The organism is Emticicia sp. MM, from assembly GCF_001649495.1.
Genome location: NZ_LXHX01000071.1, coordinates 49,448 through 75,935, shown reverse-complemented (window position 1 = coordinate 75,935; position 26,488 = coordinate 49,448). Strand labels below are relative to the sequence as shown.

20 protein-coding genes are annotated in these 26,488 nt (G+C 37.0%); 8 read left to right on the top strand and 12 right to left on the bottom strand.

Annotation, left to right across the window (positions count from 1 at the left end; genetic code table 11):
• Window positions 1-81: 81 nt before the first annotated feature.
• Both trxB and A6M55_RS08860 read right to left on the bottom strand, forming a co-directional pair.
• Complete coding sequence (gene trxB / locus A6M55_RS08865) at window positions 82-1,023, bottom strand: thioredoxin-disulfide reductase (protein ID WP_064197294.1); 942 nt, start codon at window positions 1,021-1,023, stop codon at window positions 82-84.
• Window positions 1,024-1,162: 139 nt separating this feature from the next.
• Complete coding sequence (locus A6M55_RS08860; RefSeq protein WP_064197293.1) at window positions 1,163-3,043, bottom strand: OmpA family protein; 1,881 nt, start codon at window positions 3,041-3,043, stop codon at window positions 1,163-1,165.
• 152 nt (window positions 3,044-3,195) lie between these two features.
• Here A6M55_RS08860 and hemJ point away from each other — a divergent pair, with 152 nt between their 5' ends.
• Window positions 3,196-3,729, top strand: a complete 534-nt coding sequence (gene hemJ / locus A6M55_RS08855) for a protoporphyrinogen oxidase HemJ (RefSeq protein ID WP_064197292.1) — start codon at window positions 3,196-3,198, stop codon at window positions 3,727-3,729.
• Window positions 3,730-3,781: 52 nt separating this feature from the next.
• On the opposite strand, the gene A6M55_RS08850 is transcribed toward hemJ, so the two are convergent.
• From A6M55_RS08850 to A6M55_RS08830, 5 genes are all read right to left on the bottom strand, one after another.
• Window positions 3,782-5,290 carry a M28 family peptidase gene (locus tag A6M55_RS08850; protein WP_064197291.1) on the bottom strand — a complete coding sequence of 503 codons (1,509 nt, stop codon included), beginning with the start codon at window positions 5,288-5,290 and terminating at the stop codon, window positions 3,782-3,784.
• A 56-nt stretch (window positions 5,291-5,346) separates the two neighbouring features.
• Window positions 5,347-7,380, bottom strand: coding sequence for a thioredoxin domain-containing protein (locus A6M55_RS08845; protein WP_064197290.1), 2,034 nt, complete (start codon window positions 7,378-7,380; stop codon window positions 5,347-5,349).
• A gap of 131 nt (window positions 7,381-7,511) precedes the next feature.
• Window positions 7,512-8,009 carry an SMI1/KNR4 family protein gene (locus A6M55_RS08840; RefSeq protein ID WP_064197289.1) on the bottom strand — a complete coding sequence of 166 codons (498 nt, stop codon included), beginning with the start codon at window positions 8,007-8,009 and terminating at the stop codon, window positions 7,512-7,514.
• Between the two features lie 42 nt (window positions 8,010-8,051).
• On the bottom strand, window positions 8,052-9,686 hold the full coding sequence (locus A6M55_RS08835) for a T9SS type A sorting domain-containing protein (RefSeq protein ID WP_064197288.1): 1,635 nt from the start codon (window positions 9,684-9,686) through the stop codon (window positions 8,052-8,054).
• Entirely contained in the window at window positions 9,667-10,359 is a 693-nt protein-coding gene (locus A6M55_RS08830) for an NUDIX domain-containing protein (RefSeq protein ID WP_064197287.1), read from the bottom strand. Before A6M55_RS08830 ends, A6M55_RS08835 begins: the two co-directional genes overlap by 20 nt.
• A gap of 171 nt (window positions 10,360-10,530) precedes the next feature.
• Between A6M55_RS08830 and A6M55_RS08825 the strand changes: the two genes are divergently transcribed.
• Together A6M55_RS08825 and pyrE are read left to right on the top strand one after the other, a co-directional pair.
• Window positions 10,531-11,814 (top strand): hemolysin family protein, encoded by a 1,284-nt coding sequence (locus tag A6M55_RS08825; protein WP_064197286.1) that lies wholly within the window; start codon window positions 10,531-10,533, stop codon window positions 11,812-11,814.
• A gap of 136 nt (window positions 11,815-11,950) precedes the next feature.
• Entirely contained in the window at window positions 11,951-12,580 is a 630-nt protein-coding gene (pyrE, locus tag A6M55_RS08820; RefSeq protein WP_064197285.1) for an orotate phosphoribosyltransferase, read from the top strand.
• 78 nt (window positions 12,581-12,658) lie between these two features.
• Here the strand turns inward: pyrE and A6M55_RS08815 are convergent, their stop codons facing one another.
• Window positions 12,659-17,086 (bottom strand): 3-coathanger stack domain-containing protein, encoded by a 4,428-nt coding sequence (locus A6M55_RS08815; RefSeq protein ID WP_064197284.1) that lies wholly within the window; start codon window positions 17,084-17,086, stop codon window positions 12,659-12,661.
• A 456-nt stretch (window positions 17,087-17,542) separates the two neighbouring features.
• Between A6M55_RS08815 and A6M55_RS08810 the strand changes: the two genes are divergently transcribed.
• The 5 genes from A6M55_RS08810 (at window position 17,543) to A6M55_RS08790 (ending at window position 22,049) form a co-directional block, all read left to right on the top strand.
• Complete coding sequence (locus A6M55_RS08810) at window positions 17,543-19,129, top strand: MFS transporter (protein WP_064197283.1); 1,587 nt, start codon at window positions 17,543-17,545, stop codon at window positions 19,127-19,129.
• Window positions 19,130-19,439: 310 nt separating this feature from the next.
• Window positions 19,440-19,799, top strand: coding sequence for a hypothetical protein (locus A6M55_RS08805; protein WP_064197282.1), 360 nt, complete (start codon window positions 19,440-19,442; stop codon window positions 19,797-19,799).
• Window positions 19,800-19,965: 166 nt separating this feature from the next.
• Window positions 19,966-20,526 carry a hypothetical protein gene (locus A6M55_RS08800; protein WP_082892966.1) on the top strand — a complete coding sequence of 187 codons (561 nt, stop codon included), beginning with the start codon at window positions 19,966-19,968 and terminating at the stop codon, window positions 20,524-20,526.
• Window positions 20,505-21,296 carry a sensor histidine kinase gene (locus A6M55_RS08795; protein WP_064197281.1) on the top strand — a complete coding sequence of 264 codons (792 nt, stop codon included), beginning with the start codon at window positions 20,505-20,507 and terminating at the stop codon, window positions 21,294-21,296. The genes A6M55_RS08800 and A6M55_RS08795 overlap by 22 nt, the downstream gene beginning before the upstream one ends.
• A 78-nt stretch (window positions 21,297-21,374) precedes the next feature.
• On the top strand, window positions 21,375-22,049 hold the full coding sequence (locus A6M55_RS08790; protein ID WP_064197280.1) for a response regulator transcription factor: 675 nt from the start codon (window positions 21,375-21,377) through the stop codon (window positions 22,047-22,049).
• A 137-nt stretch (window positions 22,050-22,186) separates the two neighbouring features.
• Here the strand turns inward: A6M55_RS08790 and A6M55_RS08785 are convergent, their stop codons facing one another.
• From A6M55_RS08785 to A6M55_RS08770, 4 genes are all read right to left on the bottom strand, one after another.
• Complete coding sequence (locus A6M55_RS08785) at window positions 22,187-22,771, bottom strand: Crp/Fnr family transcriptional regulator (protein ID WP_064197279.1); 585 nt, start codon at window positions 22,769-22,771, stop codon at window positions 22,187-22,189.
• Window positions 22,772-22,777: 6 nt separating this feature from the next.
• Entirely contained in the window at window positions 22,778-23,875 is a 1,098-nt protein-coding gene (locus tag A6M55_RS08780; protein ID WP_064197278.1) for an acyl-CoA desaturase, read from the bottom strand.
• A gap of 108 nt (window positions 23,876-23,983) precedes the next feature.
• The gene (locus A6M55_RS08775; protein ID WP_064197277.1) at window positions 23,984-24,781 is read right to left on the bottom strand and encodes a ParA family protein; all 798 of its coding nucleotides are present in this window, start codon (window positions 24,779-24,781) and stop codon (window positions 23,984-23,986) included.
• A 179-nt stretch (window positions 24,782-24,960) separates the two neighbouring features.
• Entirely contained in the window at window positions 24,961-26,325 is a 1,365-nt protein-coding gene (locus A6M55_RS08770) for an FGGY-family carbohydrate kinase (RefSeq protein ID WP_064197350.1), read from the bottom strand.
• Window positions 26,326-26,488: the final 163 nt, after the last annotated feature.

Sequence of the window (26,488 nt, the reverse complement as noted above, 5' to 3'; positions counted from 1 at the left end):
CAGCACCAAACTTATTACTAAAAGTATGCCAAAAATTACTGAATGGACACATTTAATAACAAGTTTAAGCAATAAATCTGATTAATGCAAACCTTGAGAGGCTAAATATCGCTCAGCATCAAGGGCTGCCATACAGCCACTTCCTGCTGCTGTAACCGCCTGACGATAGATCTTATCTTGTGCATCACCACAAGCGAATACTCCTTCAATGTTGGTTCTCGTACTTCCTTTTTCCGTTTCTATATAACCAGCTTCATCAAGTGTGATATAATCTGCAAAAATTTGTGTATTTGGTTGGTGGCCAATCGCAACAAAGAAACCAGTTACATCAATTGTACTTTCTTCGTTGGTTTTTGTATTTTTCAATCTTGCTCCTGTTACTCCATCCTCTCCCAATACTTCGAGAGTTTCAGTATTGAATAATATTTCAATATTTGGTGTATTTTTTACACGGTTTTGCATGATTTGTGATGCACGGAATTCATCACGACGCACCAACATATATACTTTATTGCAAAGTTTCGATAAGTAGTGAGCTTCTTCGCAAGCAGTATCGCCCGCACCTACAATTGCTACATCTTGTTTGCGGAAAAAGAATCCATCACACACCGCACAGGCTGAAACTCCGTAGCCATTGAGACGTTGCTCTGATTCTAAACCGAGCCATTTTGCCGAAGCTCCTGTGGCAATAATGACAGTTTTCGCTGTAATCTCGATAGTATCATCAATTATTACTTTATGGGCATTTGGTGTTGAAAAATCCACTTTTGTTGCCATTCCGTAACGATTATCAAGTCCGAAACGCTCAGCTTGTTTTCTAAAATCTTCCATCATTTCAGGACCTTGAATTCCTTCTGGATAGCCTGGGAAGTTTTCAACATCAGTTGTGATTGTTAATTGTCCGCCTGGTTGTCCACCTTGATACATCATTGGTTTTAGTCCTGCACGTGCTGCATAAATTGCTGCTGTATAACCCGCTGGGCCTGAACCCAAAATTAAAACATCTACTTGTTCTTGTGTCATATAACCCCTCCGCCCCTAAAGGGGGACTTGTTTAATTGAATGATGAAAATTTCTGTTGAAAGAAAAATTCCTAAATTATTTATTGTCTAACAAATTAATTATATCGCAAAGTTCGGCAAAAAAGACCTAAACGCCAAGTTTACAAAATACTCATTTCGATTCGTCGGTTGATTTGGCGGTTTTCTTCGGAAGTATTCGGGACGATGGGCTTTGTTTTTCCGTAGCCTTTCACTTTAATGTTTTGTATATTTACACCTTTTTTTACAAGGTAATCAGCTACAGACAAGGCTCTTTTCTCTGAAAGTAGCTGATTTTCAGTATCTTTTCCTACATCATCAGTATGTCCCGAAATCTCTACCTGCAAAGACGGATTTTGTGTTAATAATAGTTGCAGTTTATCAAGTTCGGTAAATGACTCGGGGCGGAGTTCAGCTTTTCCAGAATCGAAAAAGATATTATTCAATACCGTTTTTACGTCTTTTTTGATTGGGTCGAGCAAAATATCAATTACTTTTCCATCGGCTTCATTTTTTTCTGAAAAATTAAAAGTTAAGCTTTTGAAAAAATACTCTTTTTTATTGATGAAAAGTCCATACTGACTACCATTAGGCAAAACTGCTGTATATTGCCCCGTGATGGCATCAGAGATTGTTTTTTCTATGACTTTATTGGTTTTCAAATCAATCAATTCGATGTCAGCCGAAAGTTTTTTTTTATTGATTGCATCTTGAATAATTCCTTTTACGTAACTAGCACTTTTGAATTTATCTGAAAGTTTTTTCGGAATATCGAATTGAAACAATTTAATCTCAGGTTTTACATCGGAAGAATAATACCCCTTTGAGCCATCGGCCGAAATAAATAATGCCACTTGGTCTTCATGCGTATTGATTGGAAACCCCAAATTTTCTGGTTTAGAATATATTCCAATTTTTGATTCGGCCATGAATAAATCTAATCCGCCCATGCCCAAATGTCCATCTGATGCGAAAAATAAAGTGTGACCGTTTGCGTGAACAAAAGGCGAAATTTCATCACTTGCTGTATTAATAACATCACCGAGATTTATGGCTTTTGTCCAAGTATTATTTTCTTTTAATTCGCTCATCCATAAGTCTTTACGCCCATAACCTCCTTGTCGGTCAGAGGAAAAATACAAGATTCGACCATCGTTTGATAAGCTTGGCTGTGCTTCCCAAAAAGGAGTATTTACACTGCTTCCTAAATTCTCAGGTGTTGTCCATTCTTCGCCGATTTTCTTTGACATATACAAATCGCAGCTACCCAGACTATTTTTGCCATCGCAACTTGTAAAAACCAAAGTTCGTCCATCTGCCGAAATACTGCAAGTGCCTTCGTTGGCGGTTGTATTAATTTTATCAGAAATACTTTTTGGAACAGACCAGCTGCCATTTATCAATTGTGAAGTATAAAGATTTTCGTCACCATCATCTGAGCGAGCCGTGAAAATAAGCGTTTCGTTATCGGCAGTCAGAACAGGAAAATATTGTTTATTTTTAAAGTTGATGGTTGCTCCCATTTCGGCAGCTTTGAAAGGTAAAGCGGTATTTTTTCCCTCTTCCCCAAACTTACATTGCTCCAGTTGGCGAGTAAGCTGTTTCATAACTGGACTGTTTTGCGGTACATTTTTTACAGAAAAACTCAAATATTCTTTGGCTTTTGCATATTCGCCTGCTTTTACGAGCCTTGTGCCTATATAGGTATAACCTTGCGTAAGCAATGGATCATTCGGGCGTAATTCGATGGCTTTTTTGTAGAATTTTATAGCATTTTCTTGATTTCGAGCTGCTTCGTTGATTTGGCCAAGTTTGAAATATGGGTCAGCGAAAGTAGAATCTTTGTCGATGGCTTTTTGTAGATTTTCAATAGCATCAACTGATTTTCTTTCGGCAATATTCTTTAGGGCTTTTTCGTAAAACTCTTTGGCTTTTGGATTGGGGCTTTGGGCAAAGGTATTGATGGATAGGAATAGAAGGAGTATTGTAAAATGTTTTACCATAAATTTTGTTGTAGAAATTTATTTTAAAACGTTCGAGAGCTTTTCATTGTTATCTTTGCAGTCAATTAATTGAAAATTTAGATTTAAGGATGTATTAAATGCTCGCACATAAACATTCTTAATTCTACATTCTACATTCTTAATTTAAAAAAATGCTTCATTTATATCTAAAATCGCTTCATATTATCGGGTTTGTATCTTGGTTTGCAGGCTTGTTTTATTTGGTCAGAATGTTTGTCTATCATGCTGAAGCAGCCGATAAACCCGAAGCATTGCGAGAAGACTGGAAGAAACAATATACTGCTATGCAGTGGCGAGTATATAAGATTATCTGTAACCCTGCCATGATGATTACGTGGACTTGCGGAATTTTGATGCTGGTCAATACACCTGCGTTTTTAGAACAAGGGTGGCTACAAACAAAATTGGTTTTGCTGGTACTTTTGACTGGATATCACCTTTATTGTAAGGGAATTATAAAAAAACAAGAGGCTGATAAAAGTACTTATACTTCGTTTCAATTTAGATTATTAAATGAACTTCCCACCTTATTTTTGGTAGCAATTGTATTGTTGGCCGTTGTGAAAGATTTACTCAATTTTGTATTTTTATTCTTAGGAGTCTTGGCTTTTGGACTGACTTTGTTTTTTGCGGCGAGAGCTTATAAAAAATTTAGAGAAAAGTAGGAAAGGTTTTAAGTATCCTACTTTTCTATGATTGACAAGTTAAAAAGTTGTCTTACTTGCCATATAATTCATTAAATGCCTTTTCGTATTTATCGCCAGCTTTCCATTTTGGAGCCGTTGGGCGGTCAGCAATCAATCTGGCTGCGTAAACGTAAGCTTGACAGAATTTCAGCAAATAATTGTAATTGACTGATTCTGGGCTGTCTGAAACTTGGTGATAAAATTTATTAATCTCTGCATCAAAAGCCGTAAAACCTGGGGCAAAGTCGGGTGATGGAATACCTTTTGCAGCCAAATTCACATTGTCTGAGCGGTCGAAAAGATTTTGTTCGGGAGCTGGATCGGTGATTGCTGTTAATCCAAAAGCTTTTGCACCTGCTTCGATTTGTGGTTGGGCATCGGTACGGTCAAGCCCAATAACGGTTACTTTTGTTGTATCATTATAACCTGCACCATCGCAATCAAGGCTGTAAACACATTGTTTCAATGGCACGAGTGGATGCTCGGCATAATATTTACTTCCCAAAAGTCCGATTTCTTCACCTGTATAAGCAATGAATAAAATTGAACGCTTGGTTGGTTTTTGCGTAAAAGCTTTTACTGCTGATAAAATGGCAGTTGTTCCGAAAGCATTATCTCTTGCTCCATTAAAAATTGTATCACTTTCAGTTACTCGACCGCCTTTTCGGCCAGTTCCAACGTGGTCGAAGTGTGCAGTTAATACCAAATATTCGTTTTTCAAAACTGGGTCGGAGCCTTCCAAAACGCCCAAAACATTATACGACATCACGGTTTTCTTTGAAACTTCGCTTACATTTAAGCTCAAGGTCTTCAAAGATTCTCTATCAAACTTTTTTAAGTGAGTATTACTTACCCAAATATGTGGAATATCAGCGTTTGACACATTTTCAGGAGCTAAATTGAGTTTTTCGCCACCCATATAATTAGTGATTGCTGCCCACGGATACTTCAAATTATATAACTGGATGAATGCAGCAGCACCATTTTTCGCTGCAAAATCAACTTTTTTCGATGAGCCTCTAAGATTTTCGTTCGGGTCATCGCTGTTCGGAATACCAAATTGAGCGACTACGATTTTGCCTTTTACATCAATGTCTTTATAATCATTTTGTTTTTCGTCAACCCAGCCGTAACCGACAAAAACCACAGGAGTATTTTCGAGTTTAGTGGCTTTCCCGCTCAACATAATAAAATCCTTAGTCCATTTTAATGAGTCAGTTCCAACCAAAACTTCTCCTTTTTTTGTTGGTTTTACCATTTCAAAAGGTACTGGTTGCAAATAATCTTTTTGACCATTTGGCGTTTTTAAACCTTGCAAACGGAAATTTTCGGCAACGTATCGGGCAGCTACATTATTAGTAATTTCGCCAGTTCTACGCCCCAACATTTCATCAGATGCTATGAAACGAATATGTGCTTCAATTTCTTTTTTTGATAATTTGTATTCGGGTAATTTTCGGACAGTCGCACTGTTTATCTTCTGAGCGTTTGCTCCGAAAACAATAATGGTTAGGAGTAGTAATAGATGTTTGGTTTTCATTTTGTTATTGATGTTTTCATAAAAATAATTAAAATTGAGCAATTTAGAAAATTGCTCTACTGCATTAGTTCTAAGGCTTTTGCGACTTCGGTAGTTGGTAATTGACAGGTTTTATCGAAACATACATAAATAGTGGTTTCGCCATTTTTTGCGGTTCGGTTTTGTAAAAGCGGTAGTTTTGAGTCAGTTTCAGTTCCAACAAACACTTTATTTAGCATAAAATCGGCATCGATTTCATTTCTGACTTCTTTCAAATTACCCCCAACAATGGCTACTTCGGCAGTTGGTTTGGTATGTTGCGTTGCCAAACACGCCCAATGCGTGACCCATTGAGGGTCGGTTAGAACGATGCGTTTCATTTTGGCCAACATCAAATTACTGATTTCGATGAAATCATTTCTGCCTAATATTAAACCCAAATTATACAAATTATTGGCTATCATGGAGTTTGATGCAGGAATCACATTATCGAAAATTTCTTTTTTACGAGCAATCAATTCTTCGCCTTGACTATCAGTAAAATAGAAAAACTCATCTTCGGCATCATAGAAATTAGCAATGGTATAATCGGCCAATAATTCAGCTTCTTTTAGCCAAGTTTCATCAAACGTCACTTGATAAAGGGCAGTATAGGCATCAATCACGCTGGCGTAATCTTCCAGATATGCTACGATATTTGCTTTGCCATTTTTATAATTGTGCCAAAGTCCACGCCCCTCTGCCCCATCTTCGGTTGTGACTTTGATACTCATTTTTTCTTTAATGAAATTCGCATTCTGTAAGGCCAATTCCAAAAACTTCGGATTGTCGAGATAACGATACGCATCAACTAAACCTTTGAGCATCAGCCCATTCCACGAACACAAAATTTTATCATCAAGCCCTGGGCGAATTCTTTTTGCTCGATAATCAAAGAGTTTTTGTTTGATTTCTTGGTTCAACGGGAATCCATTTTCCATGAAATCTCGCTCTTCGAGATGCACCACATTATTGCCATGTTCCCAATTTCCGTGTTCCGAAAACTCGAAAGTTTCGCAGAATGGAGCGGCATTTTCACCCAAAATTGCTTCAATTTCCGATTTCTTCCAAATATAGAATTTTCCTTCTTCGCCTTCACTATCAGCATCTAAGGCTGAGTAAAAACCACCTTCTTGGCTCATCATTTCTCGTTCGAGCCATTCGATGGTTTCGGTAACTTTTGCCTTATAAAATTCATCGGGCTGGCCTTCCGATTTCGTTAAGGCGTAAGCTTCGGCATAGAGCGAAACCAATTGTCCGTTATCATAAAGCATCTTCTCGAAGTGCGGCACTTTCCAATCTTCATCAGTCGAGTAGCGAGTCCAACCACCGCCGAGGGTATCATAAATTCCGCCCAAAGCAACTCGATCAAGTGTGTGAATGAGGTGCTGATAAGCTCGTTTGTCGTGCGTAATGGTGTAGTATCTGAGCAAAAACTTCCAAATACTCGGCATCGGAAATTTTGGACTGCGATTCATGCCACCTTTCTCGAAATCAAAATCTTTGTGGAGGCGATTAAAAATCGTGGTAAGTTCTTCCTCTGATATTTTCAGGCCTTCGTCCGAAATATCCATCTGGTATTTATCACTCTCTTTTACGTGCATATTTTGCGTGAAACCTTCGGCCGATTTTTGCAGTTTTTCTCGGTCATTTTTGAAAGCATTACTGATACTTTCAATCAGATTTGCCCAATTTGGAGCAGGGAAATACGTACCACCATAAAAAGGCTTGGCATCGGGCATCAGAAAAACATTGAGCGGCCAACCGCCACGTAGCCCCATTGCTTGCAAGGCATCCATGTAAATGGCATCAACGTCGGGGCGTTCTTCACGGTCAACTTTGATGCAGACCAAATGCTCATTCATTATTTCGGCAATCTGTTCGTTCTCGAAAGATTCTCGCTCCATAACGTGGCACCAATGGCAAGCCGAATAACCAATACTTACCAAAATTGGCTTGTCTTCGGATTTGGCCTTTTGTAGAGCTTCCTCGCCCCACGGATACCACTCAACGGGGTTATGAGCATGTTGAAGTAAATATGGACTGGTTTCGTTGATGAGTTTATTTTGCATGATTTATTCTTTTAATAACTCTTTTTCTCTGAAGCCGTTATAACAACGGCTAACACATCGACTGATAGCTCCACTACGGTTTTAAAATCAGCCGAACTTATTTAATTTTTGAACTAACGGAGGGAATGGAATTAATTAAAAACTTCATTCTCATCGTATGGTTCAATATCACTTTCTCTTAGCATATTTAAAAATTCACTAAAATTATTGGCGATTAGGTGTAATTTAGTTTCAATTCCATCTTCATTGACTTTGTCAACAAGATAAACTTTACCGTAATATTTGCCTTTAATCCCTAAATAAATTTCGTTGTCATATTCTGGTGCTATAAAAATGAAACAATCAGAATCATTTATGTAAAAACCATTTTGTTCAATATTTTCTCTGGTCAGGCTTCTTATCCATTCTATATCAAAATCTTTGTTATTATGAATACTGTAAATACTATTAGTACAAAAAGTGGTTATTTCATTTTGTACTTCTAAATCAAACAACATTGGTTTGAAGTAAATACCATTATTCTCCAAAAGGAAATTTCTAAATTCAGTTGGAATTTTAAAACCATAATTCGTTTCAAACTCTTCTATTTTATTTATTTCAAGGGGGGCGTTTTTAGTTTTTATTTTCATAATAATGTCTCGTCCTAAAATAAGTTTACAACTATAAAAGTCTCAATCAACCACAATCTTCCTACTCTCACCCAAAACTCGCAAAAAGAAAATACCACTCGATAAACCACTAATATTCAACAACTTACTATTTTCTCCCTGCAATAAACTCATTTTTTCTTGTAGTACTTTTTTGCCAGTTATATCAAAAATCTCAACTGGAGCTTGTTGTTCTTTTTTGCTAAATATTTTGATTTGGATTTGGTCAGAAGCGGGGTTTGGCGAAACTTCAATATTGGTAATGGTTGGTTCGCTGGCGAGCAAGGTCATATCAAACTTACATAAAAAAACTTCATAGCCTTTGAGGGCAATATTTTGTCGATAATTTTTGTAGGCTACTTCAATCGTCACAACTTCGTTTTCGTCTTTGGCGTACGGATTATGTGCAGCAACCAGCAACTCATTCCCTTTAGCAACGGCTCGCCAAATTGGTTTTCGAGTATCTACATAATCACGGGCAGTTGTCTGAATCACCAACTCATAATTACCCGTAAACATATCTTTAAACTGCGAAAGTCGGTACAAACCATTGATAAAATGTTCATAAGTGGCATAATTCTCATTATTGCTAAATGTACCAGGGTCGTCCCAAAGCCACAAACCTTTTGCTCCCGAGAAAAATGGAAAAATCGCAGTCGCCTCGGCCATAAATGGTCGAATAAATCTTTTCACAAACTGTGGTGTATAACTATATCGAAGCCAAACAAATGGAATTATTGGTTTGTTCGTCCAAGCTCGGTTTACTTCAATTTGAAATAAAAGATAAGCTAAATAATCAGGTGCAAGTGGACTTGGAAAATCATAATAATAATAAGCTGCTGGGCTATAAAAATCTTGATTATCGAATGCAGCTCCTCCGAGTGTATTCTTAGAAAAATCATAATTGATATAATTTAGCAGCGATACATCCGAGGTCCATTTTTGCCAAGAATTTCCTGCAATATTGATATATGTATTCAAAATCGGAGCGTCCGAATAGCCTCCTATTTTGGTAGTTGGGGTTGCATACTTCTTGGTTTCGATAAACGCTTGACCATATAATGTTTGAATATCTTTTTTGTATTGCGTAATAAAAGACTGATTATCAAGGCTCCTGTATATAACTGGCGTTGTTGGGTGATTTCTAAGATTCAGAATCGAATCATTCGATTTTATTTGGAGTTCAATATCAGGCACAAACAAGTCAATGTCTGCAATGCCCGTTCCTGCCGAACTTGAAAAGGCATTTGCAAAACCCGACATATCATTTCTCCACTTGTTTTTGTACAATTCAACATTATTCCCCCAAGGACTTTTAATAGTTTCCCAAGGCTGATTGGCTGATGGATAACCAGTGCCGTACCAAACAGCTGCACGCTGATTTCTTGGTAAGTCGGCATCATTTCCGTCAGAAGTAGCTAAGTGACTAAAACCGTGCTTGAGTGGTTGTTTCTGAAAATCGCCAAAGCGAGGTCCACCATAAACGATTGAGAAGGGCAGGCTAAATTCTGGAAACTTTTGCCATTCAATTGTGCGATTTTGGGCGGTTGGTTTCAATAAAAACGAACTCGGCTGACAAGAATTTTGGGCATTAGTTTCAGATTCTAAACCAAACAAAAAAAGCAGCCCGAAAACGTATTTATTGTATTTTAGTTTCATATTTCTCTTTGAGTTGATCAATCACATAACGGATTGAACTGTAAGAATTTAGTAAAGCTGTTTGCACTTCCTTTTCGGTCATCCACTCCAGTTTTTCGATACCTTCTTCTGTTTGTGGTTGCATCATCGACTCATCGGTACAATTCATTCTGTACCATTTCGTTCGCTTCAAAATTTTGCGAGTTCCCATCGTATAGGTATGCCACGTTGTGCAGAGTTTTCCACTCAGTTGCACTTTTATCCCACACTCCTCTTCTACCTCTCGCACGGCAGTCTGCTTGGCTTTTTCGTTATCATCTCGCTTTCCTTTGGGCAAATCCCATTTCCCGAGTCGATACATCATCAAAATTTTTTGTTCTTCATTAAAAACAACTCCACCCGCCGCTTTTACAACCTTATAGAGATTTTTTATCTGAGTTCCGATAGCATCTTTATCTTCTACTATTAATGTAACCGACTGATAAACAACATCTTTTGATTGTTGGATTAATTTGAAAAACTTTTCAATCGTTGCTTCAGAAGCATTCAAGATAATGACATGCCCGTGCAGTTTTTTCAGACTCAAAGTTTCCAAACGAGCATCAATCATTGTATCAAAATCATTGCCGTGAAGATGCTTAAATTTTTTAGAACTTACTATTTTAATTAATTTATCGTCAATAAAAATAACCATAAGGTTTATCAGAAAAAGATTGATTAAGAGGCAAAGTTCGGAATTTTTTTGGAAGTAATTAGAGAGATAAAAAAATTATAATATTGTTTTTGCGTAATTTCTGATTAAAATATTTTATTTTGCATCTTAATAATCATCCAAACCCCAGTAAATGAGGGTTTAAAACTTTAAATGGAAATTTTAATAATCCTTTTTTTAGTCATTCTTAATGGTATTTTCTCCATGTCGGAGATTGCCCTAATATCCTCTCGAAAAACAAAACTTGAAATAGCAAGCAAAAACGGCGATCGCCGAGCCGCTGCCGCACTCGAACTCGCAAACTCTCCTAATCGCTTTCTTTCTACGGTTCAAATCGGTATCACACTCATCAGTATTTTGACGGGTATTTTTTCGGGCGATACGCTCACGATTGGTATTCAAGATTTTCTTACAGGTCTTGGTCTCGAACTCAAATACGCCGATAATATCGCAGTTGGTTTGGTAGTGTTAATCATTGGTTTTATCCAATTAGTTTTGGGCGAATTGGTTCCGAAACGCATTGGGATGTCGAACCCGGAAGCGATTGCCAAAACGATGGTTGCTCCGATGAATATTTTATCGAAAATAACTTCTCCTTTCATTTGGCTTCTAACTCAATGTAGTGACCTGATAATCAAGATTTTGGGAATTGAAGTTTCCGACAGCTCGGTAACGGAGGAAGAAATCAAATCAATGATTCAAGAAGGCACAACAGGTGGAGCAATTGATGAAATCGAACAAGAAATTGTACAAAATGTATTTCATTTGGGCGATAGAAAAATCACTTCATTGATGACTAACCGCAGTGATTTAACTTACCTTGATTTAGAAGATTCAGTAGAAGAGAATATTGCGAAAATCATCGAAACTAAGCACTCGGTTTATCCGATTTGTAAAGATGGTATTGATAACATAACAGGGCTTCTCTACATAAAAGATTTACTTGGTAAAGATTTAGGTACTGAACTACAACACCTTGAAGACCTCGGCAAAGAACCATTGTTTATTCCTGAAAATAACCAAGCATACCAAGCACTTGAAAAATTCCGTGAAGAACGTATTCACATGGGAATTATCTTAGACGAATACGGTAGTGTGATGGGAATTATTACACTCAATGATATTTTGGATGCTTTAGTAGGAGATATTTCGATGGATGATGAGTTTGAATATGAAGTAGTTGAGCGTGAAGATGGCAGTTTCTTGGTAGATGCCTCACTCCCATTCGATGATTTCTTGAATCAGTTTGAAGTAGTCATCAATAATCGTAAAGAATATACTGGTTTTGATACCCTTGGCGGTTTTGCTCTGCATATTTTACAGGAAATTCCTGATACAGGCGATAAGTTTGAATGGGAAGACTACGAATTTGAAATTGTCGATATGGACAAAAATCGTATTGACAAGATTTTATTAAAGAAAAAAGAAAACTCCTAAATACCCCTAACCCCTAAAGGGGGACAAAAATATTTTCTACTCATTGAATAGGAAAATTGTGTCCCGCTTTAAATTGCCTCTGTTAGGAATATTTTTACTTTAGCTCCCCTTTAGGGGCGGGGGGGTATTCTAATTTATGACCGTATCTCAAAAAATCGCTTCTTTATTATTAGAAACAAAAGCCGTAAAATTAAGTCCTGAACAACCATTCAAGTGGAGTTCTGGTTGGAACTCGCCAATCTATTGCGATAACCGTGTAACGCTTTCGTTTGCGGAAGGCCGTACTTTTATCAAGAAATCTTTGGCAAAGGCTATCAAGAAACATTTTCCTGATGCAACTTTGGTTGCTGGTGTAGCTACAGCAGGAATTCCACAAGGAGCCTTAGTTGCTGATGCATTGGGCTTACCATTTGCTTATGTCCGCCCTAAACCAAAAGAGCATGGCATGGGAAACCAAATTGAAGGACGCATCGAAAAAGGACAAAAAGTTGTAGTTATCGAAGATTTGATTTCGACTGGTGGAAGTTCATTAAAAGCCGTTGATGCCTTGCGTGAAGCTGGGATAGAAGTTGTAGGAATGGTGGCAATTTTTACGTATGGTTTTAAAGTTGCTGATAAAAACTTTGCTGATAAAGGAGTAAAATTAGTCACTTTGAGTCATTATAATGCACTCATTGATCAAGCAATTGCCCAAAATTATATCTCAGCCGATTCGTTAGAATCATTAAAAAAATGGAGACGTAACCCAGAAAAATGGGGCGTTTGATTTTTGAAGTCATATTTAAGAAAAAGGTTTGATGTCTTGAACATCAAACCTTTTTTAATTTCTACAAAAACCTGACTATTAATTACACCCTGCAATCTCTGCCTTGAAAACTGAGCTTGAATTTGCTTGAAAACCTGCATTTAATAAAATTGAGTTCCCTGCTTTATAAATTGTATTTGCAGGAGCAAGTACCTTATTTGTTGCTGTTATTGTTTGGCTTGCTTGATTTGTTGTTACTCCACCAGAAATATCATTATTTGGACTAACGAGATTCAAAGTGGCGGTCACAGAACTAAGATTTGAACCATTACTTCCCCCAACAAGCATTTGATTTGTAGAAACCACTCTAATTCTATAATTTGATCCAACTGCAATATTTATCGGAATTGTACAAACTGCTACACCCGCCGCTGGTGTACTCCCTATAATAACTGGATTATCGAATGTGCCGTTTGCATCAGAAAGTTGTACATCAAACTGATTGGCAGGGTTAAATGCTCCAGTTGTTGTAAAATTCACATTGAATGTACTTCCTGCACATAAGGAATTAAGTGTAAATGTCGGAGTTGAGATACTTGCATTATTGGCCACTATTGTAAAATCAGTTTCAATTGGGCCATAAACAATGCTTCCCATTGCATTATCTTGGCTGTAGCCTGTGACGGTAAGTTTGTAATTACCTGGCCCTAAATTTCTACCTAAAACATCATTTCCTGTATTATTGAATAAAGCAAAAGGTGCTATACTCTCAATTACCTCGTGCAAATAAGGTAATCCTGTTATTCTCATCCTAAAACTTTCAATTAAAATATTAGGGCAAATTGGATTCACCAAAACCGAAGTTTGCTCTGGTACTTCGGCAATAACCATATTATTGAGCAAAGGGAATTTAAAGATAAACGGATTACCAGCCTGCACGTAGTCATATTCAACAATTGCTAAACAAGGATTATTCTCTGTAATAATAACAGATGTTGTAGCCGTGGCTGTGCAACTATTTTGTGTAACGATAACCGTATAAATTCCTGCCATTGCTAAAGTTGCATTTGCTATACTTGCAGGATTTAGCGTACTCGAAAAAGCATTCGGGCCTGTCCAAGTATATGTACTTCCACCAGTTGCAGTTAGCTGAATTGTTTGGCCAGTTAAATAAGGCCCATTATTTGTGGCTATCGGCGTAATAGTAGTGACAGTGATTGTAGCAGCAGATGAATTAGCTTCTGGACACTCTCCATCTTTTACTACTGCTCTATACTTGGTGGTTTGAGTCAGATTACTATAGGATAATGTATTGTTAGTATTTGAAATCAATGTAGTATTTACAAAATTATCTATTGAAGATTCCCAACGAATAATTGTACCAGTATGACCATTCAATGTTAATACTCCTGAATTACTTCCAGCACAAACATTCGCATCAGACGACACAGACCCTCCTGCTGATAAGCAATTGAGTGAAGAAATCGTTAGTATTGCAGGTTTTCTTACACTTGTTGCACATTCAGTGAGACCCGAACAACTTGCTTCAGCATAATAAGTATATACTCCTGGGGCTGTATCGGTCGGAATATATTCAGAACCAGTCCCTAAGCTTGTGCCTCCTGTAGCACTGCTGTACCAAGAAATAGTACTGGCAGCACCTGATCCAGAAGTGAGAACTGTCACCGAAAAACCTTCCACGCAAAGAGGATCAATCGAAGCTGCATCTTCGGCAATTAAAGTCCAAGTACCATTTGGGTTTAAACCATTAAATGCTGCAAGAGATTGGGCAGGAGAAAAAGTGCCATTTGCAGGTAATGAACCAACAGTCAATGCAGAGCCCCCATCTTCAAATATAGTTGTCAAAACACCTAACGGAGCTACCCCAATAGCATAAGTATCTGTATTTACAAGATTGACTATAGTGCCATCAGGAGCTTTAATTTTAAATGAAACTTCATCATAATAAGGTCGTCCTGTTCCGCCAACAGTGCCACAATCAATGATACTACCACCACTTCTTTTTCTCCATGTAATAGAAATTTTTGTACTACCAATACTTGGTCCAGCACCCGAAACCGAAACTTGAGGATCAACTCCACTTTTTGTTCCACCATCATATCCAATCGTTGTACCTGTGTATGTAGTAGTAGTGGTACTCGGACAAATAGCATTTGCCTGCAATCCATTTCCAGCAGTGATTATTGTGCCAACTGTAATAGTACGGCTAACTGTTATCGGGGGTGGCGTACCTACTTTTACAATTATCACAATAGGCGAAGAAGAAACAGTACAACCAAGACGGCTCACAGCAACTTGATAGCTCCCAGAGATTTTGGCATCGTATTGAGATTGAGTTGCACCTGTAATCAAAACATTATTTCTATACCACTGATAAGTTAAACTTGTTCCAGCATTAGCTACTAAAATAGCGGAATCACCCTCACAGAAAGTAGTTGGTCGGGTTACAGAAATATTTGCGGTCGGACAACTTATGGTTCCAATGATTGTAATTCTATGCTTTTGGTTGAAAGTTCCAGCAATAGCATTTCCACCATTAGCATTGATTGTATATGCTAAATCTATAAATTCATCGGCTTCATTGAAAGAATCATCATAAACTCTTAGTGTAAAAGATTGGGTTAAATTTGAGGTATTTAAAACAATCGGAGAGATATTCAATAAATCATAATCCACCCCTTCGGTAGCAGTACCAGTTTTGGTTATTTCGATGTTTACATCTTGTGATGGTACTTGATCTATAACAACTGTAATCGGGTAATCTTTATAATACTGATTTGCATTTAAAGGAGTTATGGATTCTTTCTGGCGTGCAATTGTTCCCCCAAATTTAAAGTGTACTGTCGGAGTTGTTACTGGGTCATTTACTTTAAAACTACCTATTCGAGTCTTAAAATCAACGTTTGCCGTTGTGGCATAATATTCAGCCGTAAACCAAAGCGTCTCTTCATCTGCTGGGTCGGTGGTCATGGCAGAGTAATCTCCCCAACGCCCATTTGAATTCGTCTGCGAACCTCCCGAAGCATGAAAAAGCTGTTCTGCTCCCAACGTACCAACTGGGTCTGTTTTCTTTCTTTCAGCATAATAAATATCTGGATAATTTGTAGAACTTGACCTGCTATAAGCCAATGCAATATTGCCTCTTTGATCAATCCCCACACAACCCATCCAACGGTTAATCCCCGCAGCACCACTAATGGCCGTAGGTGAATAGGTGGATTGTTGATTCACTACCCAAGGACTTGATGGACTGGCTCTTGTAAGTTCATACCAGCGAGTAGCAGCCTGATATGTAGCAGCCGATGTAGGACTTTCGCCACTAACATTCACTACATAGTTCATTACTAAAGATTCGTAATCATCAAATCTCCGATATATTATCCGACTCATCATACGATCGGCGATGGCATCTAATCGCACAGCCGTGCCTTGCTGCTCGATTGGGTTTGAAGAAGGGGTATTGCCATCGAAAGCAGCCACAGGAATACTCGTAACCGAACTAAGTGTTGATAAAGCAGGATTTGAAAAGTTAGGGGTTAGTGTACGTAATTGTAATTCATCCGACCCACCAAACTCATCAGCATTAAAGGTAACAAATGTAGGTTGAGAACTAATCTCTGGAGTTTTGAAACCTTCAAAACTTGCTGGTAAATAACCACCCGTAGTAGCATCATTGAAGCCAACACCATTGGCAGTACTTTCACCATTAAGCATTTTACTTCTGTCAAAAGCCCAATATCCTTGCCCAAGATAGGCTGTTCCAGATTGATTGAAATTATGAGTTGTTACGATATAACTATTATTCCAAATCCCGACGTGCGGGTAATCAGGAAAAACACCTGTTGTTAGAAATTCATAAATATTATATGCACCAGTTGGGTCATTGGTCTGTGAGACACAAAAAATAAGAGATTCTCTGCCAGAAGTAAATAAACTACTAAATTGAAGCAAAATCCATCGATCTGCCATATGGTCATATAGGGTTATAGGGTCGCCATCATCCGTAGAAGTCGATGCAATTTGACTAAATTTCAGTGCTGGAGTAAGTGGGTTTCCTGATTTATCATAAACTCTATGCACTAAATTTATCATCTGCACTACGTGATTTGGACCTACACTAAGCACAGGGTCTGGCGGAGACAACAATCCAAAACCAGCAGTAGAATTATCGGTAGTACCGACGCCATCGAATGAAGTACTGAGAGCCTTAGTACTCAAATTATTAAAATTTATTTTTGTAGTTTTTTGAAGAGCCTCATCAGTATTCTTAGCCAATGGGTTTTCAACTGCAAACCTTACTCTTTTATTAATTTTATCACGTAATGCTTGATATTTAGGATTTCTGTCTGGTTTTCTCTTTGTATCCAATGCTACTGGTGCTTTAATATCTTTTAGCTTTGGTGATACTCTAACGAGTTTTCCTGTAATAATATTCGACGGTGCTTTCTGCCCAAAAGTATCTACATATACCAAGGTAAGAAGCAAAAGTAGAATTCGATTCATCATATAAAAGTTTTGTTTGTCGATATAAATCTAATAGAAGTATTTAAATTTTGTTAGTAAAAAACAGGTTATTTAATTAATGGTAGATACCTACACGAACAAAAATCATATTATTAGGTAAACAAAAAGCCAACTCCTTTTGGAAGAATAGGCTCAAAATTAAATAGTAAAGACATCTCAATTCATGAAAACTTTCTAAATATTTATTGTCACATTCGATACAAATGCCTTTTTCGTCCATCGGAGCTGGAGTGTTCGTTCCAGTTTTATTATAACTAAATTGAATATAAGTTCCATCTGGAAAAACTTATTCAATCCAGTCTGCAAACTTCTTGCTTGATTTGAATAAATGGTTCAGTTTTAGCTGCTTATTTCTGAGTTTTTTTCCAATCCACTATTAAACTTTGGAAATAGAGCATATATTTACTTATTTGCACTTCCATTTTAACCTTATTACTTATGCAAAATAATCGTTCCCATCTTTACACCCTCATGACCGTTTGGTTTTTTTGGAGCTTCGTAGCTGCCTCAAACGGTATTTTGATTCCTCTTTTTAAAGAAAAGTTTACACTTACTCAAACTCAAGCCCAGCTCGTTGACTTCGCATTTTATGCAGCTTACTTCATTGGCTCAGTACTTTATTTGATATTTTCACGCATCATGGGTGGCGATATTCTCAACAAGATAGGCTATAAAAATGGTATAGTCATTGGACTTTTGATTTCGGCCGTTGGTACACTTCTTTTTTATCCTGCTGCCCAGACTGCTTCGTATAATTTATTATTATCCGGGTTATTTATTGTTGGATTAGGATTTTCGCTCCAACAAACTGCTACTCAGCCTTTTATGATTGCACTTGGGCCACCAGAAACGGGTGCTCAACGTATCAATCTCGGTGGTGCGGTCAATAATTTAGGTGGAACAATTGGGCCAGCTTTGGTTTCTTATGCCATTTTCGGTTCGATTTCAAAAGATGCCGCCGCCAATGCTTCAATCGAAGATGTAAAAGTACCTTACCTTATCTTAGGTGTTTTGTTTGCATTGATGGCATTGTTTTTCTGGATTTCTAAACTTCCACGCATCAAAAACGATGAGGATGTACAAGTAAGCAATATTGTTATTGGCCTTCCATTGGCATTTTTGGTGCTGTGTGTGGGGGTTGCGGTTGCTTTTTCTATCGAAATCGCCATTACATTTACGTTTATACTTATGTGTATTCTAATGATTGGATATATGATATATTCGTTGGCAGGAAAATCGGGAGCTGTACAAAATGCAGGCTCGGTACTGAGTTATCCACAAGCAGTTTTAGGTATGACGGCTATCTTCGTTTATGTGGGTGTTGAGGTAACAATTGGTTCTAATCTTGGTGAATATTTGAAAGAAACTGAAAACTTAGATTCTTCACAAATTTCAAAATATGTATCATTGTTTTGGGGAAGCATGATGATTGGTCGTTGGACAGCTTCTATCGGGAATTTCAATCCTTCGGCTTCAATGAAGAAAATCCTTACAGTGATTGTTCCTTTCATTGCTTTTGCAATTGTTTTGATTGTAAATTCATTGTATAGTGGCGATGTAAGCGATTTATATCCTTACGCTGCTTGTGTAGCCGTGATGATTTTGGCTTACTTTGCGAGTCAAGAAAAGCCAGTTCGTTTATTATTAATATTTACAGCTCTTGGTGCAATTATGTCGATTATCGGCGTAATGACAACTGGAAAAGTTGCTCTTTTCTCATTGATTTCGGGTGGATTATTCTGCTCAGTTTTATGGCCAAGTATTTTCTCTCTCGGCACGGCTGGACTCGGAAAATTCACAAATCAAGGGGCAGCATTCTTGATTATGATGATTTTGGGTGGTTCAATCATCCCAGTAGTGCAAGGAAAAGTTGCCGATTCATTTGGGATTCAAGAATCGTATCTCTTGGCGGCTGGTTGTTTTGTTTACCTATTCGTTTTCGGAATTGTAGTGCAAGGAGTTTTACGTAAACAAGGCATTGATTTTGATAAAGAAGTAGTAAAAGGTGGCGGAAAAGGTCATTGATAATTATAGAAAACATAAAAAGGTCACTTTCCAATAAGAAGTGACCTTTTTATGTCTAAAAACGCATTAATTATAATTATTCAGAAAATCTTGGGTAGCTTTCATTCCAGAATCATATGAAGACGAGATTTTTGTAAGCATTGGTTTTATTTTTAGGAATAGAAGATGTGGCTTTGCTCTGATAAGTAAGTAACAAAACTCTCCAAAAAAAATTTAAGTTAAATACAATTTTGCAAAACAGGTATTTTTACGTATTGTAGCACTAACCCAAAATTATATATTTGTATTACTTCACTTAAATCTATAAATTATGGCCTTGGAACTTGATGGTACACCAAAATACGATAAACCAATTAGCCCTGAAGATGCAAATGGATATGTTCAAAACTATTTGAACAACGAAAAATTTAAACCAGCCGACTTCAAAGCTTTTTATTTCCATGTGGATGAAATTCAAAAAGTGATCGATGAAAATAAAGGCAGTAAATACATAAAATTTACTCTTGGGATGAAATATTTATTGGCTGATGGAGTGCCAAATAATGTATTATACGGATGTGTGATGATGTCGAATGTAAAAACGAAAGTCGATGATGGAGCACATTTGGTAGCTGGAGATGAAAACATTTATGATTACAGTCGTCCCGTTCCTCCATATCCTGAAGATTAAGGATAATTGCCACAAATAGCTTAAACAAGAGAGTAAGTAACACTGATAAATTGCTTGCCCTTATACTGCACTTTAGATGATAAATAACTTTTTAATATGGCTGCTTGATTATGTACATTACGTACTGCTGTTGACTATAACTATTGGTATACTCCGTATAAAATACTTGAAAAACGAACTAAAGTTCATTTGGTATTTTATTCTTTTAGGAGCTTTTTCTGAAGCTTCTACTCGTACTATTTCCTATTTTCATCCAACATTAAATATATTACCAGGCTTACACCTTTACACCATTTTAGAATTCATCACAATTGGTCTATTTTATCATACGTATTTTGGCAATTTTTTCAACCGAAAAATCTTACCATTTACCCTACTTGGCTTTATTCTGCTTTCTATTATTAATGCCTTTTGGATTCAAGGCATCTTCAATTTCAACACTTACGCCAGTGGTTTGGAGGGTATCCTAATTATATTTCTATCATTATCTTGTTTTTATAAAATGTTGATAGAATTAGACACTCGTGACCCAACAAAACAACCAATTTTTTGGATTAACTCAGGTTTTTTGTTTTACTTTGCAGGTAGTCTCTTCATCTTCATTTTAAGTAATTTCATCAAGGAAGATAACTACTTATTGTCGCTTGCATGGGGTATGCACGCCTTTCTGATGTTAATCTTACACATATTTTTAGCAATAGGTTTATGGCACAGTCATCGCCGTTAGATTTATACATTTTGCTTTTTGGAGGCACTATAGCCATGATGCTTTTGGCATCGGGAGTTATAGGGTTCATTTTATTGTATCAGCGTAGAATCATCAGACAGGACCTAACATTTAAAGAAGCTGAAGCCAAACACCAACGAGAACTTTATCAAGGAACACTCGAAGCCATCGAAACCGAGCGAAAAAGACTCGCCAGAGACCTACATGATGAGGTTGGAGCAGCACTCTCAGCACTTAGATTATTGGTCGGACAAATTCAACAAAACCCAACCGAGCAAATTAATATCGAAACAATTAGTAATAAATCTAAAACACTGATCGACAATACGATAGATAATGTAAGACGTATCTCAAATGATTTATTGCCACAAGGTTTGGAAGAATTTGGGTTAGCCTATTCTGTTGAAGGTTTATGCGAAAAAACTATGGAACTCGCTGATATTGATATTTATCTAAAAGTTGAAAACCTGATGCCGATTGATCCCAAAATAAATTTAATTGTTTATCGACTCATTCAAGAATTACTCAACAATGCAGTAAAACATTCTGAAGCTGAAAGTGTGCACCTACACTTAAAAACTGACAATAATACCCTTGAAATTGAATATAAAGATAATGGTCAAGGGTTTGATTTTGAAAAGGCTTACCTAAAACGCAGCTTAGGTTTAAAAAATATAGAAACACGAACAAAAATGATTGGAGGCACAACAAAATTTGAAACAAAACCCAATGAAGGGCTAAAACTCCATGTAAGTATTCCTTTAAATTAAGTATCTTTAACATCTAATACGCTTATGATTAGGATGTTCTATTTCAGATTACCCGTTGAATTCCATTTCTAATACCCCATGAAAACTATAAACGTAGCCATTGCTGACGACCAAGTGTTATTTCGCAAAGGCATGATTTCAATCGTTAATTCCTTTGAAAATATCCAGATTATACTCGAAGTAGATAATGGAAAAGCTCTTATTGAGGCCATCGAAGTAGCAGAAGTGAAACCCGATATTGTATTGCTCGATCTATCTATGCCCGAACTAAACGGAGTTGATACAACCAAAATTCTTCATCAGCAATTTCCTGAAATCAAAATTATTATTCTTTCAGTTTACAGCGAAGATCGCTTCGTTACGCACCTCATGGAGTTGGGTGTGAATGCCTATCTCTTCAAAAACGTTGAGCCAGCCGAAGTCGAAAAAGCCATTTGGGCAGTCATTGAAAAAGATTTTTATTTCAATGAAGCATTTTTGACAGCTATGAAAAACCGTTTGACAGGAAAGAAGCATCGATTACTGATTCAAGACGATATTCCTTCTACTCTCACTCAAAGAGAACTTGATGTACTTGACCTTATTTGTAAGCAGTATACTGCCCAAGAAATTGCGAATAAATTATTTATAAGCGTCCGTACAGTTGATGGCCATCGAAATAATTTACTCGAAAAAACAGGAATGAGAAATACGGCAGGTTTGGTAGTTTTTTCGATAAAAAACAACCTACTCGACCCAAGTACTTTATTGTGATCGGAAATTAGTTACTGGGTATTTATTCACTTGTTATTGGCAAAAAAAACATAATGCCCTTATTACCAACACTTTATATCTTTCACAAAAAACAAAGCCATTCACCAATAACAGGTAATTAGTAACAAATTACAACCTCATCTACTACGAGCAATTTCTTTTCGGATTCGGCTTAGTGAAGTATCAGTAATTCCTAAATAAGAAGCAATATATTTAAGTGGTGCATTTTGAAATATCTCAGCGTGTGAAGTGACGAGTCTTTCGTAGCGTTGTTCGGCAGTAAGTTGAATTATACCAAGCATTCTCTCTTTCAACCTTGAATAATTATTGATAAGCATCATACGCCCAAACTCACGAAATTCAGGAATCGTATGGAAACATGTCTGTAAATCTTCGTAATTTATCATCCAAGTTGTGCAATCAGCTAAAACTTGAATATTTTCATTGGAGGGAATTCGCTTAAAAAACGATAAAAAATCATTAGCGAAGATATTATTTCCGTAAAAATCGGTCGTAACTTCATTCCCATCAACATCAACCACATAAGAACGTAAAAAACCAGATTCGATAAAATGTGATTCGATGCATATCTTACCTTCTTTTAATAAAAAGTCATTTTTTATATAGCATTTTTGAGAAAAAAAGGTAGCAATATACTCCGCCTTATCTACTGGCATCGGTAAGATTTCCTGAATATAATTTACTAAACTTTCTTTACTCATTTTTCTCTACACAGCTCCATGACCCAAATTATGCAGCATTCTGATATGTGACTGTAAACCTTTCGTAAATGACTCTTTGTTGTTATAAACAATTCCGAAGTCTTCGGCAGTATTTTTTACAATGGAAGCAATAGCAGGATAATGAATATGCGAGATATTAGGAAATAAATGATGTTCAACCTGATAATCAAGCCCACCAATATACCACGATAAAATCTTATTATTTCCTGCAAAATTAGCAGTTGTATTAAGCTGGTGAATTGCCCAAGCATTTTCGATATTTCCTCTATCATCGACCGCTGGTTGAGCGGCACCTTCTACCACGTGAGCCAACTGAAAAACCGTACTTAAAATAATACCTGCTGTGCAGTGCATGGCCATAAAACCTGCAAACCATTGCCCAAAAGTAATATCAAGTACAAGCATCGGCATAACGCAGATAAATAAAACATAGCCAATTTTGCTGATTATCAGCGTAATCAATTCTTTTCGGGGAAAAGGCTTAACCAAACCAGTTTGGGCCATTTTATTGTACAATGAAATTTCTTTAAAGTCTTTCCATAAAAACGAAATTGTCATTAGACTATATAAGAAAAACGCATATATATGCTGAAAACGATGTACAGATTTCAGTTTATCGCCACAAGAAAGACGTAACATAAATTTACCCGTAATATCTTCGTCAATATCATGTAGGTTAGTATATGTATGATGCAATTTATTATGCTGAACATCCCAATTATATACATTACCACCAAGTAAATAAATGGATGCACCAAATAACTTATTGAGCTTTGAGGAAGATGAAAACGACCCATGAATAGCATCGTGCATAACCGACATTCCAACACCAGCCACTCCCAAACCCATCACAACTGTCAAGAATAACATTTGTAATGGAGTGAAATTTCCAGTAAGAATCAGTGCAAAGGGAATCAAATAAAGGCTCAACATAAATATTGCCTTGAAAAGCAATTTTGAACCACCCGTTTTTTCAAGAGAATTGGCTTCAAAATAAGAGTCAATGTTTTCACGAAGTGCTGAAAAAAACAAAGACTTGTCTCTATTCAGAAACTTTACTTTAGCGTACTTGGCGGGTTGCATTTAGTGGTTATAGGTTTAGGTAAAAAACAAATCTAATCAAAAACAATTTATTTCTACAATTTTTTATAGAAAAAGTAATATTTCTTGGATAATTTATACGAATTCTATCTATGCTCTCATTAATTGTGCCATAAGATTTTTAGTAAAGTGTTTATTAATTAGTTCACGGGTGAGCTTGTAATAATCAATTGCCCCATTTGATTCTGAATCGTACATAAAAATATCCTTTCCGCTGGCTTGAGCTTCTGAAATTGCTATATTATCACGTATATAGGTATCCAAAAAATTTTCTTTAAGTTGTTTCTTTGTAGATTTTACTAAATCTTCACTCAACCGACGTCTTATTTTTGGGTTATAGCGAGTGGCAAAAACCCCGCCGAGTTCGAGTTCTGGACAAAGTATCGAGAGTTGATTGGCAAAAGCAAGAAAATTACGGAGTCCTTCATAGCTTAAAAATTCAACTTGAAGTGGTACGAAATATAAGTCGGAGGCAACTAAAGCGATTCGGGCAGAGGTGGATAAACTTGGGGGGCAATCAATGATGATAAAATCGTAGCGGTGTTTGACTTTATCAAGGGCAATTTTGAGATTAAACGGAAAAACTGCACTGGCTCGGATTCGCTCTTCGGCGGCTAAAAACCCCATTGAGGCGGGCAGTAAATCACCGACATCAGTCGAAACTACTACTTCATCAAAAGTTTTATCATTTAAAATAAAACTGCCACTATCGCCATTGAAAAAATGTAAATTATGATAACCAAAACAGCGAGTAAGACTTGCTTGGGTGTCAAGGTCGATAAACAACACCTTACTTTTGGCAAAACGATGCAAGGCTACGCCTACGTTCTGAGCAGAGGTTGTTTTGCCGACGCCACCTTTGTTGTTCACAAAACTGAGCGTTTTCAAATTTCAAGTATATATATTAAAGGTTTCAGTAGAACAAATATAAAAAAAAAGACATTCATTACAAATGTCTTTTCTGTTTTATAATTATTTGATAGTCAAGTATTTGAAAAGCTTTATCGAACACTCTAAAACCCTAAAAAATATCATTTTCCTGTACTTAATTTTTTGTAAATAAATGATTAAAAATACCGCTTCAAAGCAATCAACTGTTGAGGGATAGGTTTAGAATTCCAATGTTCGTGAATCACCAACGCAGCTCCTAAAGCCGATGCTTGAGCTATTTCGGAAGCATACACTTGCTTATCGAAATAGGTTTCGGCTAAGAGACTCATGTAAATATCATTTTTCGAGAAACCACCATCCACAAAAATCTGCTTGGGTTTGCTCCATCCCATTACCAAATTTAATGATGCCACCTGCTGAGCCACCAAATCAAGCATAAATTGGTGGTAGGCTTCTTCGTAAGACTTGAATAAGTTAAGGTTTCGCTCCACAAATGGGCAATCTTTTAGGAGTCCAAGATCAGCTGTTTGTGGGGTAGCTTGTTTGAATTTATTACGTAAAAACCAAACCATGTCTTGGTCGTATTTTACTTGTTTGTAGTAATCAGGTTCTTTACCAAAATACTCAGCTAAATGTTTAGTTTGGCGTTCGTGTTCATTACCTGCAAAGAGCCTTGAGGCCTTTACTGGGTTTCCTTCAAAATTTAAGAAACACAAACAATCTTTTTGTAGCTCGCTGTTAGTCAATGGTTCATCATTGAACGGATTGATACTAATTGTCCAAGTACCCGTTGAAAGTAAGATAAATTTTTCGTCGAAAGATTTCAGGTAAGGCACAAGTGCCGACGAACTATCGTGAATGCCAATACCGACTGCAACACCATCGACTGAAGTTGCAATATTGCTTGAAAGTTGCGGTTTTTGCTCCACCGAATGAAGGTGTTCGGCTTCGACCCAAGCATGGTAATCGTTTTTCTGAAAATCCCAGAGAGCGGTATGGCAGCCAACACTCGTAATTTCGGAAACAGGTTGATTCGAGAAAAGAAAACTACAATATTGTGGCAGGTGCAGCGAGTATTTGATTTGATGGAAAATACTGGGTTTAGTATGTTTCAACCAATATAGCTGTAATCCCGAATTGAGCATTCCGAGTTCGGGCGAAGCAGTCTCGGTAAATACATTTGACGTATATTTTTCGGCAAACTCTTTACTCATTTGGCGAGTAAAGCTTTTGAGATAATTATAGAGTGGAGTAATCGGTTTTCCTTCTGAATTTAGATGTACCAAACTTGCTCCATAGGCCGAAATATTCAAGCCAACTACTTCATACGGAACGCCGCCCGAATCAGGATTTTGCTTGATGCTCTCGTAAGTATCTCTAAGCCAAGTATTCAAGCGAATCAAATCATCACACGGAAAGCCGTCGTCGTCCAGAATTTCTTCAAATTGCGATTGTTCTTCTCTTACAATGTTATAATCTTCGTCGAAAAGAAGTAACTTTTTATTGGTTTTACCAATATCAAAAACGGCACAGACTTTCATGTAGATTGGTTTGGAGCTTTGTTTCTTGTTTTGTTTCTCATATAAATTAGGGTGTAAAAATACAAATTTATCTGATACGAACAAGCCTGTAGTGTACTGCTCTGACAATTTGCCTCTGCCTGATAATGCCAGAAGGAAGCTCCAAATTGGACATTCCTTCTGG

Excerpts from the sequence above, each read along its gene's own strand:
- trxB (WP_064197294.1), bottom strand. The coding sequence starts at position 1,023 with ATGACACAAGAACAAGTAGATGTTTTAATTTTGGGTTCAGGCCCAGCG.
- A6M55_RS08860 (WP_064197293.1), bottom strand. The coding sequence starts at position 3,043 with ATGGTAAAACATTTTACAATACTCCTTCTATTCCTATCCATCAATACC.
- hemJ (WP_064197292.1), top strand. The coding sequence starts at position 3,196 with ATGCTTCATTTATATCTAAAATCGCTTCATATTATCGGGTTTGTATCT.
- A6M55_RS08850 (WP_064197291.1), bottom strand. The coding sequence starts at position 5,290 with ATGAAAACCAAACATCTATTACTACTCCTAACCATTATTGTTTTCGGA.
- A6M55_RS08845 (WP_064197290.1), bottom strand. The coding sequence starts at position 7,380 with ATGCAAAATAAACTCATCAACGAAACCAGTCCATATTTACTTCAACAT.
- A6M55_RS08840 (WP_064197289.1), bottom strand. The coding sequence starts at position 8,009 with ATGAAAATAAAAACTAAAAACGCCCCCCTTGAAATAAATAAAATAGAA.
- A6M55_RS08835 (WP_064197288.1), bottom strand. The coding sequence starts at position 9,686 with ATGAAACTAAAATACAATAAATACGTTTTCGGGCTGCTTTTTTTGTTT.
- A6M55_RS08830 (WP_064197287.1), bottom strand. The coding sequence starts at position 10,359 with ATGGTTATTTTTATTGACGATAAATTAATTAAAATAGTAAGTTCTAAA.
- A6M55_RS08825 (WP_064197286.1), top strand. The coding sequence starts at position 10,531 with ATGGAAATTTTAATAATCCTTTTTTTAGTCATTCTTAATGGTATTTTC.
- pyrE (WP_064197285.1), top strand. The coding sequence starts at position 11,951 with ATGACCGTATCTCAAAAAATCGCTTCTTTATTATTAGAAACAAAAGCC.
- A6M55_RS08815 (WP_064197284.1), bottom strand. The coding sequence starts at position 17,086 with ATGATGAATCGAATTCTACTTTTGCTTCTTACCTTGGTATATGTAGAT.
- A6M55_RS08810 (WP_064197283.1), top strand. The coding sequence starts at position 17,543 with ATGCAAAATAATCGTTCCCATCTTTACACCCTCATGACCGTTTGGTTT.
- A6M55_RS08805 (WP_064197282.1), top strand. The coding sequence starts at position 19,440 with ATGGCCTTGGAACTTGATGGTACACCAAAATACGATAAACCAATTAGC.
- A6M55_RS08795 (WP_064197281.1), top strand. The coding sequence starts at position 20,505 with ATGGCACAGTCATCGCCGTTAGATTTATACATTTTGCTTTTTGGAGGC.
- A6M55_RS08790 (WP_064197280.1), top strand. The coding sequence starts at position 21,375 with ATGAAAACTATAAACGTAGCCATTGCTGACGACCAAGTGTTATTTCGC.
- A6M55_RS08785 (WP_064197279.1), bottom strand. The coding sequence starts at position 22,771 with ATGAGTAAAGAAAGTTTAGTAAATTATATTCAGGAAATCTTACCGATG.
- A6M55_RS08780 (WP_064197278.1), bottom strand. The coding sequence starts at position 23,875 with ATGCAACCCGCCAAGTACGCTAAAGTAAAGTTTCTGAATAGAGACAAG.
- A6M55_RS08770 (WP_064197350.1), bottom strand. The coding sequence starts at position 26,325 with ATGAAAGTCTGTGCCGTTTTTGATATTGGTAAAACCAATAAAAAGTTA.